At 68.3% G+C, this 15,888-nt stretch carries 16 protein-coding genes and 1 tRNA gene; 15 read left to right on the top strand and 2 right to left on the bottom strand.

The features are described 5' to 3' along the window. From EPA64_RS15840 to yghX, 4 genes are all read left to right on the top strand, one after another. A partial coding sequence (locus tag EPA64_RS15840; protein WP_484217447.1) for an EF-Tu C-terminal domain-related protein occupies nt 1–216 on the top strand: 216 nt, incomplete at its 5' end. A 144-nt stretch (nt 217–360) separates the two neighbouring features. Further along, nucleotides 361–786 (top strand): HIT family protein, encoded by a 426-nt coding sequence (locus tag EPA64_RS15835; protein ID WP_134727257.1) that lies wholly within the window; start codon nt 361–363, stop codon nt 784–786. Between the two features lie 95 nt (nt 787–881). Next, nucleotides 882–1,295 (top strand): GFA family protein, encoded by a 414-nt coding sequence (locus EPA64_RS15830; protein WP_134727256.1) that lies wholly within the window; start codon nt 882–884, stop codon nt 1,293–1,295. A gap of 79 nt (nt 1,296–1,374) precedes the next feature. Continuing rightward, nucleotides 1,375–2,274, top strand: a complete 900-nt coding sequence (yghX, locus tag EPA64_RS15825) for a YghX family hydrolase (protein ID WP_134727255.1) — start codon at nt 1,375–1,377, stop codon at nt 2,272–2,274. 198 nt (nt 2,275–2,472) lie between these two features. On the opposite strand, the gene EPA64_RS15820 is transcribed toward yghX, so the two are convergent. Next, on the bottom strand, nt 2,473–2,973 hold the full coding sequence (locus EPA64_RS15820; protein ID WP_134727254.1) for a DUF892 family protein: 501 nt from the start codon (nt 2,971–2,973) through the stop codon (nt 2,473–2,475). 132 nt (nt 2,974–3,105) lie between these two features. Here EPA64_RS15820 and EPA64_RS15815 point away from each other — a divergent pair, with 132 nt between their 5' ends. After that, nucleotides 3,106–4,977: an ABC transporter ATP-binding protein gene (locus EPA64_RS15815; protein ID WP_134727253.1), complete on the top strand. Its 1,872-nt coding sequence runs from the start codon at nt 3,106–3,108 to the stop codon at nt 4,975–4,977. 195 nt (nt 4,978–5,172) lie between these two features. Here the strand turns inward: EPA64_RS15815 and EPA64_RS15810 are convergent, their stop codons facing one another. Further along, nucleotides 5,173–5,772, bottom strand: coding sequence for a DUF1003 domain-containing protein (locus EPA64_RS15810; RefSeq protein WP_167626688.1), 600 nt, complete (start codon nt 5,770–5,772; stop codon nt 5,173–5,175). A 99-nt stretch (nt 5,773–5,871) separates the two neighbouring features. Here EPA64_RS15810 and EPA64_RS15805 point away from each other — a divergent pair. From EPA64_RS15805 to EPA64_RS15760, 10 genes are all read left to right on the top strand, one after another. Next, a tRNA-Trp gene (locus EPA64_RS15805) sits at nt 5,872–5,947 on the top strand. A 39-nt stretch (nt 5,948–5,986) separates the two neighbouring features. Further along, nucleotides 5,987–6,958, top strand: coding sequence for a hypothetical protein (locus EPA64_RS15800; protein ID WP_134727251.1), 972 nt, complete (start codon nt 5,987–5,989; stop codon nt 6,956–6,958). A gap of 79 nt (nt 6,959–7,037) precedes the next feature. After that, the gene (gene secE / locus EPA64_RS15795) at nt 7,038–7,235 is read left to right on the top strand and encodes a preprotein translocase subunit SecE (RefSeq protein ID WP_134727250.1); all 198 of its coding nucleotides are present in this window, start codon (nt 7,038–7,040) and stop codon (nt 7,233–7,235) included. Nucleotides 7,236–7,393: 158 nt separating this feature from the next. Continuing rightward, nucleotides 7,394–7,933 carry a transcription termination/antitermination protein NusG gene (gene nusG / locus EPA64_RS15790; RefSeq protein ID WP_134727249.1) on the top strand — a complete coding sequence of 180 codons (540 nt, stop codon included), beginning with the start codon at nt 7,394–7,396 and terminating at the stop codon, nt 7,931–7,933. Between the two features lie 88 nt (nt 7,934–8,021). After that, a complete protein-coding gene (gene rplK, locus EPA64_RS15785; protein WP_134727248.1) occupies nt 8,022–8,474 on the top strand; it encodes a 50S ribosomal protein L11 in 453 nt (150 codons plus the stop codon). Between the two features lie 3 nt (nt 8,475–8,477). Next, nucleotides 8,478–9,176, top strand: a complete 699-nt coding sequence (gene rplA, locus EPA64_RS15780; RefSeq protein WP_134727247.1) for a 50S ribosomal protein L1 — start codon at nt 8,478–8,480, stop codon at nt 9,174–9,176. 485 nt (nt 9,177–9,661) lie between these two features. After that, nucleotides 9,662–10,177: a 50S ribosomal protein L10 gene (gene rplJ, locus EPA64_RS15775; protein WP_134727246.1), complete on the top strand. Its 516-nt coding sequence runs from the start codon at nt 9,662–9,664 to the stop codon at nt 10,175–10,177. A gap of 69 nt (nt 10,178–10,246) precedes the next feature. After that, on the top strand, nt 10,247–10,621 hold the full coding sequence (gene rplL, locus EPA64_RS15770) for a 50S ribosomal protein L7/L12 (protein ID WP_134727245.1): 375 nt from the start codon (nt 10,247–10,249) through the stop codon (nt 10,619–10,621). 275 nt (nt 10,622–10,896) lie between these two features. Then, the gene (gene rpoB / locus EPA64_RS15765; RefSeq protein WP_134727244.1) at nt 10,897–15,048 is read left to right on the top strand and encodes a DNA-directed RNA polymerase subunit beta; all 4,152 of its coding nucleotides are present in this window, start codon (nt 10,897–10,899) and stop codon (nt 15,046–15,048) included. Further along, nucleotides 15,048–15,881 carry an acyltransferase gene (locus tag EPA64_RS15760; RefSeq protein ID WP_134727243.1) on the top strand — a complete coding sequence of 278 codons (834 nt, stop codon included), beginning with the start codon at nt 15,048–15,050 and terminating at the stop codon, nt 15,879–15,881. Before rpoB ends, EPA64_RS15760 begins: the two co-directional genes overlap by 1 nt. Nucleotides 15,882–15,888: the final 7 nt, after the last annotated feature.

Below are 15,888 nucleotides of genomic sequence, written 5' to 3'. Positions count from 1 at the left end.
TTCGCCAACTATCGCCCGCAGTTCTATTTCCGCACGACGGACGTGACCGGGACGGTGAAGCTGCCCGAGGGCACCGAGATGGTGATGCCGGGCGACAACCTGAAGTTCGAGGTCGAGCTGATCGCGCCGATCGCGATGGAGGAAAAGCTGCGCTTCGCCATCCGCGAGGGCGGCCGCACCGTCGGCGCCGGCGTGGTGTCGAAGATCATCGAGTGATGTGAGCTGGCGGTGCGTGCCGGTCACGCACCCTGCCGCGAAAGCACAAGGCCCGTCCCGAAAGGGGCGGGTTTTTGCGTGGGGGGCGTCCACCCGGTTGCGCGTCCCGGCCGGATCGCCCAACCTGCCCCGAAAGGGGGCGCCATGACCCACGACTGCCTGTTCTGCCGGATCGCGCGGGGCGATCTGCCCGCCCATGTCGTGCACGAGGACGACGAGGTCGTCGCCTTTCTGGACCTGCATCCGATCCGGCCCGGGCACACGCTGGTCATCCCCAAGGCGCATCACGTCTGGTTCGAGGACATCCCGGCGCCACTGGCCGCCCGCGTCATGGCGTGCAGCCAGACCCTGTCGCACCGGATGAAGCGGATCTACGGGGTCGAACGGGTGGCGATGTTCTTTACCGGCATCCACGTGCCGCATGCCCACGCCCATGTCGTGCCCATGCACCATGTCCATGACGTGTCGTCGCAGGCATACCTCGCGGACGGGCCGGACGGCTATTCCGTGCCGCCGCAGCTGGACCCCGAACGGATGGCCGCGATCGCGCGCGATCTGGCGCAAGGGTGAGGACGCCCCGCGCGGCGATCCGCGGGCGGGGACGGTCCGGCAATCCGTGCTATGCTGCGCCCTGTCCCGCGCTGGGGCATGACAGGGGGCACGGCATGAAGACCTATCACGGAAGCTGTTTCTGCGGCGCCGTCGCGTTCGAGGCGGACGGCGACCTGGCCGATGGCACGATGCGGTGCAACTGCCGGTTCTGCCGCAAGATGCGCTATTGGGAAATGCGGCTGCCCGACCCCGACGGGCTGCGCGTCCTGCAGGGGCAGGACCACGTCGCCGAAACCCCGCGCTCGGGCGCGGCCGACATCGACATGCACCATTGCTTCTGCGGCACCTGCGGCACCCGCCTGTGGTCGCGCGGCACCATCGCGGAACTGGGCGGGCGCGTCACGATGGTCTTTGTCCCCGCGCTGGACGACGCCGCGCAGGACGAGCTGATCGCGGCGCCCGTTTATGCCGGGAACGGCGCGGCGAACGACTGGGGACGGCCCGCGCCCGAGACACGGCATCTGTGATGGCGCGATGACGGATTCGTGAGGATACGGCCGCCCGCCGCCGGTTACGCTGCCCTGCACGCCATCACGGGGGGACGCCATGACCAACGACGGACGCAAGCGCGCCGCGGATTTCGATCCGCGGATCCTGGAAATCTTTGACGGCTATGTCCACGGCAAGCTGAGCAAGCGGGACTTTCTGAAGCAGGCGGGCCAGTATGCCGCCGCGGGCGTCACCGGCGCCATGATCCTCGAGGCGCTGGCGCCGAACTATGCGCTGGCGGCGCAGGTCGCGCCGGACGATCCGGCCATCCGCACCGAAACGGCCGAATACGACAGCCCCCGGGGGACCGGCCGCATCAAGGGGCTGATGGCGCGGCCCGCCGACGCCACGGGCAAGCTGCCCGCGGTGCTGGTCATCCACGAGAACCGCGGCCTGAACCCCTATATCGAGGATGTCGTCCGCCGCGTCGCCAAGGCGGGTTACCTGGCGTTCGGCCCCGACGGGCTGTCGTCGCTGGGCGGCTATCCCGGCAACGACGATCAGGGGCGCGAGATGCAGGCCAGCCTGCCGCCCGAAAAGCTGATGGAGGATTTCTTCGCCGCCCACGAGTTCCTGCGCGATCATGCGGACAGCACCGGCAAGGTCGGCTGCGTGGGATTCTGCTATGGCGGGGGCGTCTGCAACGCGCTGGCGGTGGCCTATCCCGAACTGGCGGTGTCCGTGCCGTTCTATGGCCGCCAGCCCGAGGCCGCCGAGGTGCCGGCGATCCGGGCGCCGCTGCTGCTGCATTACGCCGAGGTGGACGAGCGGGTGAACGCCGGCTGGCCCGCCTATGAGGCCGTGCTGAAGGAACACGGCAAGACCTATGAGGCGCATGTCTATCCCGGCACCAACCACGGGTTCCACAACGACACCACCCCCCGCTATGACCCCGAGGCGGCGGAACTGGCCTGGCAGCGCACGCTGGACGCGTTCGCGACGCACCTGCGGCCTTGACCGGGGCGGGCGCGGGGGGGCGCTTTGGCAGGGCAGGCTGGATGCGTTTGCCGCGCGCACCTGCCGGCTATGACCGGCGCAGGAGCAACGCGGGACGCCTTGGCAGCGCACGCCGTTGCGTTCACGAGGCAGATGCGGCGTTGATCAGACGCAAAGGGGCGCGCCCGGACGGCGCGCCCGGGTCATAAGGCCAACCGCCTACATCGCGGCCTTGTTCACGCCGCCCTTGACGGCGATCTTCGTCATGGTCTCGTCGCCCTCATAGGTGGCGGCCGTCGCCTCATCCAGCGCGCGGGCGTCGTCGGACAGGTCCAGCCGCTTGGCCCACGCCTTCAGCGTGCCATAGCCGGTGATCGCGTAATGGGCGAGGCGCTGGTATTGCGCGATGATCGCGGCATCCTGCGTGTCCTCGTCGGCGAAGCGGGCGTCCAGCGCGTGCTTGCGCGCCTCGGCCACCAGCCCCTCCATCCCCTTGCAATGTTCGCCGCCCGGATCCTCGCCGTGGGCGCGGGCCAGCTTTTCCATCGACGCCATGCCCTCGCGGGTGCCCTTGACGCTGGCGTCCAGCGCGCTTTTCAGGTCGGCGTTCTTGGCCGCGCGCGCCATCTCTTCGGTGACGGGGATCGACTGCTTGCAGGCGCTGTGCAGATCCTTGATCCCGTCCAGATACAGATCCTTCAGGTTCTTGATGGCGGTCATCGCATGTCCTTTCGTGGCGTTGCGCAATCGGCTGCCCAGCCAACGCAGCCCCCGGCGGGCCGTTCCCCGTCAGCTTGACATCGCATCCGGGCCGGGCGACCCCTGCCGTCACCCGTGACGCCCGAGGCGCCCATGTTTGGCTGGTTCGAACGACGCCTGAACCCCTATCCCGACGACCCGCCCCGGATGCCGCCGCGCGGGCTGGTGGCGTTCGTGCTGCACTATGCCCACGGCGCGGGGCCGTGGCTGGTCGCGCTGGCGGCCGGATCGGCGCTGATCGCCACGTTCGAGGTGGTGCTGTTCGGTTATCTGGGCGAGCTGGTGAACCGCCTGGCCCAGACCGGCCGCGACGGGTTCTGGGCCACCGAGGGGCCGCGGCTGATGCTGATGGCGGGCGTCCTGCTGGTGGTGCTGCCGGTCCTGAACATCCTGACCGCGCTGCTCATGCACCAGACTTTGCTGGGCAATTTCCCCCAGCGCATCCGCTGGCAGGCGCACCGCTATCTGCTGCGCCAGTCGATGGGCTATTTCCAGGACGAGTTCGCCGGCCGGATCGCCACCAAGCTGATGCAGACGGCGCTGGCGGTGCGCGAGGTAGCGATGAAGGTCATGGACGTCGCCGTCTATGTCACGGTCTATTTCGTCGGCGCGCTGGTGGTGGCGGGCGGGCAGGACTGGCGGCTGGCGATGCCCTTCGTGGCGTGGGGGGCGGGCTATGGCGCGCTGCTGTGGGTTCTGATCCCCCGCCTTGGCCGCGCGGCCGAGGCGCAGGCCGGCGCGCGGGCGGCGATGACGGGCCGCATCGTGGACGCCTATACCAACATCGCAACGGTCAAGCTGTTCAGCCATTCCGCGCGCGAAGAGGCGTTCGCCCGCGATTCGATGCACGCGTTCTTGGGCACGGTGCATCGCCAGATGCGGCTGTCGGCGGCGCAGGACATCACGCTGAACATCCTGAACGCGGCGCTGGTCGGCCTGACGACGGCGATCGGGCTGTGGCTGTGGTCGCGCGGGTCGGTCGATGTGGGCGCGGTCGCCGTGGCGGTGCCGCTGGCGATGCGCATGAACGCCATGAGCCACTGGATCATGTGGGAGTTCGCCGCGCTGTTCGAGAACATCGGCACGGTGCGCGACGGGATCGGCAGCCTGTCGCTGCCGCGCATGGTGGTGGACCGGCCGGGCGCGCGGCCGCTGGCGGTGACGGCGGGCGCGGTGCGGTTCCAGGACGTGACCTTCCGCTATGACGCCGACGCCGCCGACCGGCCGCTGGCGGTGCTGGACGGGCTGACGCTGGACATCGCGCCGGGCGAGCGCATCGGGCTGGTCGGCCGGTCGGGGGCGGGCAAATCGACGCTGGTGAACCTGCTGCTGCGGTTCCACGACGTCGAATCGGGCCGCATCGCCATCGACGGGCAGGACATCGCGGCGGTGACGCAGGACAGCCTGCGCGCCGCCATCGGCGTGGTGACGCAGGACAGCAGCCTGCTGCACCGTTCGGTGCGCGACAACATCGCCTATGGCCGCCCCGACGCGACCGAGGCCGAGATCGCGGCCGCCGCCGTCGCCGCCGAGGCGGGCGGCTTTATCCCCGCCCTGGGCGACAGCGAGGGGCGGCGCGGCATGGACGCCCATGTCGGCGAACGCGGCGTCAAGCTGTCGGGCGGCCAGCGCCAGCGCATCGCCATCGCCCGCGTGGCCCTGAAGAACGCGCCGATCCTGGTGCTGGACGAGGCGACGAGCGCGCTCGACAGCGAGGTCGAGGCCGCCATCCAGACGCAGCTGGAACGGCTGATGACCGGCAAGACCGTCATCGCCATCGCCCACCGCCTGTCCACCATCGCCGCGATGGACCGGCTGGTGGTGCTGGACGCCGGCCGCATCGTCGAGATGGGCACCCACGACGCGCTGCTGGCGCAGGGCGGGCTTTACGCCCGGCTGTGGCAGCGGCAGTCGGGCGGCTTCCTGATCGCGGGCGACGACGCCGCGACCGAGGCGGCGGAGTAGCCCCCGCCCCCCGCGCGATAAGGGACCGCCGAGTGTCCGCCGCCCGTCGCGGGTCAGGCCGTCCCGCGGGCGATCTGGGACCGTGCGGGCCTGCCCCGTGGTCCTGGCGAACACCCCCCGGCCCCCGCGCGCGATCAGGGACCGCCGGCCCCCTGAGGGCAACGGACACGATGCGGACCGGCAGCCCCCGCGCGGTCAGGGGCCGCCGCCCGCGCCCGGCGTCGCGCGGTCCGGCTGTGGCGCGGACGGGACCGCCGCCAGCAAAAGCCCGGTCAGCCGGTCGATATGCGCCTGCTGGCGCGCGATCAGCCCCTCCAGCTGCTGGCTGCGCATCTGGTCCATCTTCTCGTGCAGGGCCATGATCTCGATTTCCGCCTTGAGGTTGATCTCATAATCGTGGGCGGCCGCCATGCGGTCCTTGGCCGCCTGGCGGTTCTGGCTCATCATGATGATCGGGGCCTGGAACGCCGCCAGCATCGACAGGATCAGGTTCAGGAAGATGAACGGATAGGGGTCGAACGCGCGCGCGGCCAGCATCGCGTTGCCCGCCACCCACAGCAGCAGGACCGCCGTGAAAATGGCGATGAAGCTCCACGATCCGCCAAAGCTGGCCACCCGGTCGGCCATCCGCCCGCCCAGCGTCGATGCGCCGGGTCCGCCCAGATGCAGGTCGCGCGCGATGGGCTTGCGCGTCAGCAGGTGTTCCAGCACCCGATGTTCGGCCGGCGAGATGTGGCCCTGCAGCTGCGCCAGCCAATCGCGGATCATCTCGGGGGGCAGGGGGGTGATCGGCATCGCGACCTCACGCGCAGGACGGCCGCATGATGAACCCGCGCCGGGCTGCCGAAAAGCCTTGAAGATGACGGGCAGCTGCCGTAATCGGTGTCGCGGCCTAGGGGTATAGCTCAGTTGGTAGAGCATCGGTCTCCAAAACCGAGGGTCGTGGGTTCGAGTCCCCCTGCCCCTGCCAGGCCCGCATTTCCCGACAGCGCAAGGCGGCGGTCCCCCGATGTCCCTGACCGTCCATGTCGGCGCGCACAAGACCGCCACCACCCATCTGCAATCGACCCTGCGGGCGATGATCCCGGCCCTGTTGCGGGCGGGGGTCCATTACAGTGACGTGGTCCACTGGCGCGGGGATCGCGCGATGGATGCGGGGCTGATCCGGCTGGCCGACCGGCTGGCCCGGCGTGCGCCCGCGGCCGCGCCCAGCCCGTTCCGCCCGCAGCCCGGCGGGGCTGCAGCGCGCGGCGCGGACCCGCTGCGCGGCGACCAGAAGGCGGTCGCGCGCGTGCTGGACGGCATCGTCGCGAACTGGCCCCAGGTCGTCCTGTCCGAGGAGAACATCCTGGGCCGCATCCGGTCGGACCGGCTGTTCGGCGCGGACAACACCATCTATCCCAGCGCGGGTCCGCGGGTGGACGCCCTGGGCGCGGTGCTGCGCCGCCGGCCCATGCGGCTGTGCCTGTCGATCCGCGAGCCGGCGGGGTTCCTGACCTCGGCCTTTGCGATGCAGGTGCTGGGCGGGCGCGAGCTGCTGTTCGACGCCTATCTGGACGGCTTTGCCCCCGACCTTCTGTCGTGGTCGGGGCTGGCCGAACGGCTGCTGGCCGTGCCGGGCGTGGCGGGGCTGACGGTCTGGCGATACGAGGATTATCCCGCGATCCGCCCGGCGTTGTTCGACCGGCTGCTGCCTTCCGGCGTGGCGGCGGTCGCACCCGATTTGCCGGCGGTCAACGTCTCGATGTCGCAGGACGCCTATGAGGCGCTGCGGGCGCGCGCGATGGCCAAGCCCGGCGGCGACCTGCGGGGAATGGCGCGGCGCGCCGCCCGCCAGTTCCCCCGCCGCCCCGGAGAGCGGATGCTGGACGTGGTCGACGCCGCCCTTGCCCGCCGCTGCGCGCAGGCCTATGCCGAGGATTGCGCCCGGCTGGCCGCGATGCCCGGCGTCGATCTGCTGACCCTGCCGGGCGCGCGCTGACGGCGGGTGCTGACGGCAGGCGGCGCGGCGCTTGCCTTCGCGGGGCGCAGCGATTATCTGACCCGCTGAAACGCAAGGGATGACCATGACCAACCCCGCCCAGTTCATCAGCCAGGTCCGTGCCGAAGCCGCCAAGATCACCTGGCCCGGCCGGCGCGAGGTGACCACGACGACGATCATGGTCTTTGTCATGGCGGCGCTGTTCAGCGCGTTCTTTTTCATCGTCGACCTGCTGATCCGCGGCGGTCTGGCGGCGGTGCTGAACGCGGTCGCCTGACGCTTGCATCGACGGGGCAGGGGGGCTATGTCCCCCCGACCTGCCCGGCGACCGGCGTGCATCGATTCGGTATGCGCGCCGTTTGAGTTTTGGCCCGCGGCACGGCGCAGGCGGGCCCGGCCGGGTCGGTCAGGAATAACGCAGGGGACTTTCAGGCGATGGCAAAGCGTTGGTATTCGGTCAGCGTCCTGTCCAACTTCGAAAAGAAGGTGGCCGAGGCGATCCGTCAGGCTGCCGCCGAAAAGGGCATGGAAGACCAGATCGACGACGTGGTGGTCCCCACCGAGGAGGTCATCGAGATCCGCCGCGGCAAGAAGGTGACGTCGGAACGCCGCTTCATGCCCGGCTATGTGCTGGTCCACATGGAGTTGTCGGACCGCACGCACCACATGGTCAATTCGATCAACCGCGTCACCGGGTTCCTGGGCGCGCATGGCAAGCCCCAGCCGATGCGCGACGACGAGGTGAACGCGATGCTGAACCGCACCGGCGCGGACGGCGGCGAGGTCGCGCCCCGCAACCTGATCCGGTTCGAGGTCGGCGAAAAGGTCAACGTGACCGACGGCCCGTTCGAGGGGTTCTCGGGAATGGTCGAAGAGGTGGACGACGCGTCCAGCCGCATCAAGGTCACCGTGTCGATCTTTGGCCGGCCGACGCCGGTCGAACTGGAATTCACGCAGGTCGCCAAGGCCCAGTGAAGCAAGCGCGGAAGGCGAGGGCCACGGCCCGGACCGCACCGCTAAGTCGGCCCGCATGATGCGGGCGTGATGAAAAGGAGAAGGCCAGATGGCCAAGAAAGTCGTCGGCAGCCTCAAGCTGCAAGTCAAGGCGGGTCAGGCGAACCCGTCCCCGCCCATCGGTCCCGCACTGGGCCAGCGCGGGATCAACATCATGGAGTTCTGCAAGGCGTTCAACGCCCGCACGCAGGAGATGGAGGCGGGTTCCCCCGTCCCGACCGTGATCACCTATTACGCCGACAAGTCGTTCACCTTCGAGACCAAGACGCCCCCCGCGGCGTTCCTGCTGAAAAAGGCCGCGGGCCTGAAGCCGGTGGGCAAGCGCAACCGCGCCAAGGGGTCCGACAAGCCGGGCCGCACGAACGCCGGCACCGTGACCGTCGCGCAGGTGCGCGAGATCGCCGAAGCGAAGATGAAGGATCTGTCGGCCAACGACATCGAGGCCGCGATGCAGATCGTCCTCGGCTCGGCCCGGTCGATCGGTATCGAGGTGAAAGGCTGAGTCATGGCAAAGATCGCAAAACGCAAGGCCGCCGCCCGCGCCGCCTTTGAAGGCAAGGCCAACCTGGCCTTGGAAGAGGCGCTGACGCTGGTCAAGGCCAACGCCACCGCCAAGTTCGACGAGACGGTCGAGATCGCGATGAACCTGGGCGTCGATCCGCGCCACGCCGACCAGATGGTCCGCGGCGTCGTGACCCTGCCCAACGGCACCGGCAAGGACGTCCGCGTCGCCGTGTTCGCCCGCGGTCCCAAGGCCGACGAGGCGCGCGCCGCCGGCGCCGACATCGTGGGCGCCGAGGATCTGATGGAATCGATCCAGGCCGGGAACATCAACTTTGACCGCTGCATCGCCACGCCCGACATGATGCCGCTGGTCGGCCGGCTGGGCAAAATCCTCGGCCCGCGCAACCTGATGCCGAACCCCAAGGTCGGCACGGTGACGATGGACGTGGCCGGCGCCGTCGGCAACGCCAAGGGCGGCGAGGTCCAGTTCAAGGCCGAAAAGGCGGGCGTGGTCCACGCCGGCGTCGGCAAGGCGTCCTTCGACACCGAGAAGCTGGCCCAGAACATCCGCGCCTTCGTGGACGCGGTGAACCGGGCGAAACCTTCGGGCGCCAAGGGCACCTATCTGAAAAAGGTCTCGATCAGCTCGACGATGGGTCCGGGCGTGTCGCTGGACCTGTCCTCGGCCGCGCAGGGCTGAGTTTCGGAAAAACGAGATCGCGCCCGCCTTGTGTTCACAGGGCGGGCGTTTTCATGTCCGGCGGGGCGCCCGCCCCGGACGCGTCGGCCGAGGATCGCGGAAGGGACCGGGCATGAGGGACATGGACAGCGGCGGCCCGGCGGCGGCGGCCGCGCCGATCACGGTCGTCCGGGCGCGCTGATCGTTCCGACCCGCATGGGCGGCGCCCGACCTGTAGGGCGGCGCCGCGCCTTGCCATGCCCCCGCACGTCCGCTAAACGGCAGCTTCCGGTGTCGCGGGCTGATTCGCCCGTGGCCCGATCTGTCCGAGACGGAGGGCGGGCGCGCGAGCGCCGATAAGTCCTTCCCGAGATGGAAGTCGAGTTTATCCGCAAGGGTCCACCTTTCGGGCGATCTCGGGTCCATCATCGCCAGCGGACCCGCCCGGCTGCCACCCGGCTGCCGGACAAGAGAGCCGGGGGGAAACCCCCAACGTGGAGTGAACCGTGGATAGAGCCCAAAAAGAACAGGTGGTCGAGGAACTCGGCCAGATCTTTGAAAGCTCTGGCGTCGTGGTGGTTGCCCGCTACGAGGGGATGACGGTTGCCCAGATGCAGGTCCTGCGCGCGCAGATGCGCGAGGCAGGGGCTGCGGTCCGCGTTGCCAAGAACAGGCTCGCCAAGATCGCCCTGGAAGGTAAGCCGTCGGCCTCGATCGCCGATTACCTGACGGGGATGACCGTTCTCGCCTTTTCCGACGACCCCGTGGCTGCGGCCAAGGTTGCGGACGCATACGCCAAGACGAACGACAGGTTCGTCATCCTGGGCGGTGCGATGGGTGACACGGCCCTTGATCCCGCCGGTGTGAAAGCCGTGGCCCAGATGCCGTCGCGCGAGGAGCTTATCGCTTCGATCGTGGCCGCCATCGGTGCCCCGGCCAGCAACATCGCGGGTGCGATCGGCGCACCTGCCAGCAACATCGCGGGCATCCTCACGACTCTGGAAGAGCGCGAGGCCGCCTGAGGCAACCCCGTCCCGTCCGGCGGCAAGATGCCGCGACGTTGGAACAACTTGACTGGAAAGAACGGAAAAATGGCTGATCTGAAGCAACTCGCTGAACAAATCGTTGGTCTGACCCTGCTGCAGGCGCAGGAACTGAAGACCATCCTGAAAGACGAATACGGCATCGAGCCGGCTGCCGGTGGCGCCGTCATGATGGCCGGCCCGGCCGCCGGCCCCGCCGAAGCCGCCGAGGAAAAGACCGAGTTCGACGTCGTCCTGACCGAAGCCGGCGCCAACAAGATCAACGTGATCAAGGAAGTGCGCGCGATCACCGGCCTGGGCCTGAAAGAGGCCAAGGACCTGGTCGAAGCCGGCGGCAAGGTCAAGGAAGGCGCCAACAAGACCGAAGCCGAAGAGATGAAGAAAAAGCTGGAAGCGGCCGGCGCCAAGGTCGAACTGAAGTAATCCCCCGCGGGATTGCAAAGGATGCAGGCAGGGTCCGGGTTTCCCGGTCCCTGCCGAACCCGTCTTGAAGGACGCTTGGAAGCCCCTATCTTGGCACCTGCACGGCAGGGCGCGGGGGCGGCAGGCCGAGTTTCCCTTTGGGCGAGTTTGCGGTTCGGGAGCTGTGCGGTGGGACGCGCGGCACGAATGGGACCGCGACCCCTGATGTTCGCAAGCGTGCCACGGATCGTGCCCCGACGATCCGCCGCGCGCGATGACGAAAGGCGAAAGACCCCATGGCGCAAGCTTATGTCGGCCAGAAGCGCATCCGGCGCTATTACGGCAATATCCGCGAAGTGCTGGAGATGCCGAACCTGATCGAGGTCCAGAAAAGCTCCTACGACCTGTTCCTGGCCTCGGGCGAGGGCGAGGGGCACAACGACGGCGACGGCATCCAGGGCGTCTTTCAGTCGGTGTTCCCGATCAAGGATTTCAACGAGACGGCAACGCTGGAGTTCGTGAAATACGAGCTGGAGCGGCCGAAATATGACGTCGAGGAATGCCAGCAGCGCGACATGACCTATGCCGCGCCGCTGAAGGTGACGCTGCGCCTGATCGTGTTCGACGTCGATGAAAACACCGGCGCCAAGTCCGTCAAGGACATCAAGGAGCAGGACGTCTACATGGGCGACATGCCCCTGATGACCCAGAACGGCACGTTCATCGTGAACGGCACCGAACGGGTGGTCGTCAGCCAGATGCACCGCTCGCCCGGCGTGTTCTTCGACCACGACCGCGGCAAGACCCATTCCTCGGGCAAGCTGCTGTTCGCCTGCCGGATCATTCCCTATCGCGGGTCGTGGCTGGATTTCGAGTTCGACGCCAAGGATCTGGTGTTCGCGCGCATCGACCGCCGCCGCAAGCTGCCGGTGACGACGCTGCTGTATGCGCTGGGGATGAACCAGGAAAGCATCATGGATGCCTTCTACGAGACGGTCACCTACAGCCTGAAAAAGGACAAGAAGGGCGACACCGGCGCCTGGGTCACGCGGTTCTTCCCGGAACGCGTGCGCGGCACCCGTCCGAACTATGACCTGGTGGACGCCGACACCGGCGAGGTCATCACCAAGGCCGGCGAAAAGGTCACCCCGCGGCTGGTCAAGAAGCTGGTCGAATCCGGCGAGGTCACCAACCTGCTGCTGCCGTTCGAACGGATCATCGGCCGATTCATCGCCAAGGATCTGGTGAACGAGGACAACGGCCTGATCTATGCCGAGGCCGGCGACGAGATCACCGCGGAATACGACAAGGCGGGCGAGCTGTCGGGCGGCGTGCTGAAGGTGCTGCTGGACAACGACATCACCGACGTGCCGGTGCTGGACATCGACCATGTCAACGTCGGCCCCTATATCCGCAACACGATGGCCGCCGACAAGAACATGAACCGCGACGGCGCGCTGATGGACATCTATCGCGTCATGCGTCCGGGCGAGCCGCCGACGGTCGAGGCCGCCAGCAACCTGTTCAACAGCCTGTTCTTTGACGGCGAGCGTTACGACCTGTCCGCCGTGGGCCGGGTCAAGATGAACATGCGCCTGGACCTGGACGCGCCGGACACCCAGCGCACCCTGCGCCACGAGGACATCATCTCGTGCATCCGCGGGCTGGTGGAACTGCGCGACGGCAAGGGCGAGATCGACGACATCGACCACCTCGGCAACCGCCGGGTGCGCTCGGTCGGCGAGCTGATGGAGAACCAGTACCGCATCGGTCTGCTGCGCATGGAACGCGCGATCCGCGAGCGCATGTCGGGCGTCGAGATCGACACCGTGATGCCGCAGGACCTGATCAACGCGAAACCCGCGGCGGCCGCGGTGCGCGAGTTCTTCGGCTCGTCGCAGCTGTCGCAGTTCATGGACCAGACCAACCCGCTGTCCGAGGTGACGCACAAGCGCCGCCTGTCGGCGCTGGGGCCGGGCGGCCTGACGCGCGAGCGCGCGGGCTTTGAGGTGCGCGACGTGCACCCGACCCACTATGGCCGGATGTGCCCGATCGAGACGCCGGAAGGGCAGAACATCGGCCTGATCAACAGTCTCGCGACCTTTGCCCGCGTGAACAAATACGGCTTTATCGAGACGCCTTATCGCAAGGTGGTCGAAGGCAAGGTCACCGACGACGTGGTCTATATGTCCGCGACCGAGGAAATGCGCCACACCGTGGCGCAGGCGAACGCGACGCTGGACGAGGACGGCAACTTTGTCGACGAGCTGATCTCGACCCGGCAGGCAGGCGACTTCATGCTGAACCCGGTCGATGCCGTCGATCTGATCGACGTGTCGCCGAAACAGCTGGTGTCGGTCGCGGCCGCGCTGATCCCGTTCCTTGAGAACGACGACGCCAACCGCGCGCTGATGGGGTCCAACATGCAGCGTCAGGCGGTGCCGCTGCTGCGCGCCGAGGCGCCGTTCGTCGGCACCGGCATGGAGGCCATCGTCGCCCGCGACAGCGGGGCCGCCATCATGGCGCGCCGGGGCGGGGTCATCGACCAGGTCGATGCCAGCCGCATCGTCGTGCGCGCGACCGAGGATCTGGGCGCGGGCGACGCCGGCGTGGACATCTATCGCCTGCGCAAGTTCAAGCGGTCGAACCAGTCGTCCACGATCAACCAGCGCCCGCTGATCAAGGTCGGCGAGCGCGTCCAGAAGGGCCAGGTCATCGCCGACGGTCCCTCGACCGACCAGGGCGAGCTGGCGATCGGCCGGAACGTGGTCGTCGCGTTCATGCCGTGGAACGGCTACAACTACGAAGACTCGATCCTGATTTCCGAGCGCATCCACCGCGACGACGTGTTCACCTCGATCCATATCGACGAATACGAGGTGGCGGCCCGCGACACCAAGCTGGGCCCGGAGGAGATCACCCGCGACATCCCGAACGTCGGCGAGGAAGCCCTGCGCAACCTCGACGAGGCGGGCATCGTCTATATCGGCGCGGAAGTGGGTCCGGGCGACATCCTTGTGGGCAAGATCACCCCCAAGGGCGAAAGCCCCATGACACCCGAGGAAAAGCTGCTGCGCGCCATCTTCGGCGAAAAGGCGTCGGACGTGCGCGACACCTCGCTGCGGCTGCCGCCGGGCGCCTATGGCACCATCGTCGAGGTGCGGGTGTTCAACCGCCACGGCGTGGACAAGGACGAACGCGCCCTGCAGATCGAGCGTGAGGAGGTCGAGCGCCTTGCCCGCGACCGCGACGACGAGATGGCGATCCTTGAGCGCAACATCTATGCGCGCCTGCGTTCGCTGATCGCCGGCAAGAAGGCAGTCAAGGGTCCGAAGGGCGTCAAGGCCAACAGCGAGATCAACGAGGATCTGCTGAACAGCCTGTCGCGCGGCCAGTGGTTCCAGCTGGCCGTCGCCGACGAGGACACCGCGCGCGAGGTCGAGGCGCTGCAGGACCAGTTCAACGTGCAGAAACGCGCGCTGGAGGCCCGGTTCGACGACAAGGTCGAAAAGGTCCGCCAGGGCGACGACCTGCCGCCGGGCGTGATGAAGATGGTCAAGGTCTTTGTCGCCGTGAAGCGCAAGCTGCAGGCGGGCGACAAGATGGCCGGCCGCCACGGCAACAAGGGCGTCGTGTCCAAAGTCGTCCCGATGGAGGACATGCCGTTCCTGGGCGACGGCACCCCCGTCGACCTGGTTCTGAACCCGCTGGGCGTGCCGTCGCGCATGAACGTGGGCCAGATCCTGGAAACCCACATGGGCTGGGCCGCGCGCGGCCTGGGGATCAAGATCGACGAGGCGTTGCAGTCCTATCGGGCGAACGGCGACATGACCCCGGTGCGCGACGCGATGCGCAACGGCTATGGCGCCGAGACGTTCGATGCCGAATTCGGCGGCATGGCCGACGAGGACATGGTCGAACACGCCGAGCACGTCAAAGGCGGCGTGCCGATCGCGACCCCGGTGTTCGACGGCGCCAAGGAGGTGGACGTGAACGACGCGCTGCGTCGGGCAGGGTTCGACACCTCGGGGCAATCGATCGTCTTCGACGGCCGCACCGGCGAGCAGTTCACCCGTCCGGTCACGGTCGGCGTCAAGTATTTCCTGAAGCTGCATCACCTTGTCGACGACAAGATGCACGCCCGCTCGACCGGCCCCTACAGCCTGGTCACCCAGCAGCCGCTGGGCGGCAAGGCGCAGTTCGGCGGTCAGCGTCTGGGCGAGATGGAGGTCTGGGCGCTGGAAGCCTATGGCGCCGCCTATACCCTGCAGGAGATGCTGACGGTCAAGTCGGACGACGTCGCGGGCCGGACCAAGGTCTATGAGTCGATCGTCAAGGGCGAGGACAACTTCGAGGCCGGCGTCCCTGAATCGTTCAACGTGCTGGTCAAGGAGGTCCGGGGCCTCGGCCTCAACATGGAACTGCTGGACGCGGAGGACGCCGACTGATGACGCTGCGGGGCGGCCTCGCACGTGCGGCCCGCGGGCTGCGCGACATGGGCGGGCGCGTTGCCCGCCGCGGGGTCCGCGTCACCACCGGACCGGGTGCGCCTGCGGTGCAACCCGGTGCGGCGGCCGGGCAGCAGGTGCGGATCATCGGCCAGCTGGGCGCGCGCTGCGTCATCGACGTGGCGCCGCCCGGTCCCAAGGCGACGATCACCGTCACCATCGGGGGCGCAAAGCCGCTGGACGACCTGCGCCTGACCATCGGGCGCATCGACCGGGGGACCGTTTCGGTGCTGTTCACCGCTAGCGACGCGGCGGTCGAGATCGGCCGTTCGCCCATGCTGAACGCACGGCTGGACCTGGGCACCAAGGCGCGGGTCGAGATCGGGGACGGAACGACGGCGGGGCAGATCTTTGTGAACTGCGCCCGCGGCAGCGTCCGCATCGGCCGCGACTGCATGGCCTCGCGCGATGTCATGGTGATGGCCGCTACGCACCACGGCATCGTGGACCTGTCGGGCGCCGCGCCCGTGCCGGTTTCGGAAAGCCCCGAGATCGTCGTGGGCGACCACGTCTGGCTGGGGTTCCGGTCCACCGTGGTCGGGTCGTGCCAGATCGGCCACGGCGCCGTTCTGGGCGCGGGCGCGGTGGCTGCGGGGCGCTATGACCCCGCGACCACCATCGTCGGCAACCCCGCCCGGGTCGTGCGCCGCAACGTCAGCTGGTCCCGCGTCCCGGATGTCCTGGATGCCAGCATCAAGGGCTTTCTGGCCGAACACCCTGAATTACTGGGCGGCTCTGCCGAGCCGCTCTCGCGATTTAACACCAGCCCCTAAGGACGGT

The organism is Paracoccus luteus, assembly GCF_004522155.1.
Classification (GTDB): Bacteria; Pseudomonadota; Alphaproteobacteria; order Rhodobacterales; family Rhodobacteraceae; genus Paracoccus; species Paracoccus luteus.
This window is presented reverse-complemented; position numbering and strand designations above follow the sequence as displayed.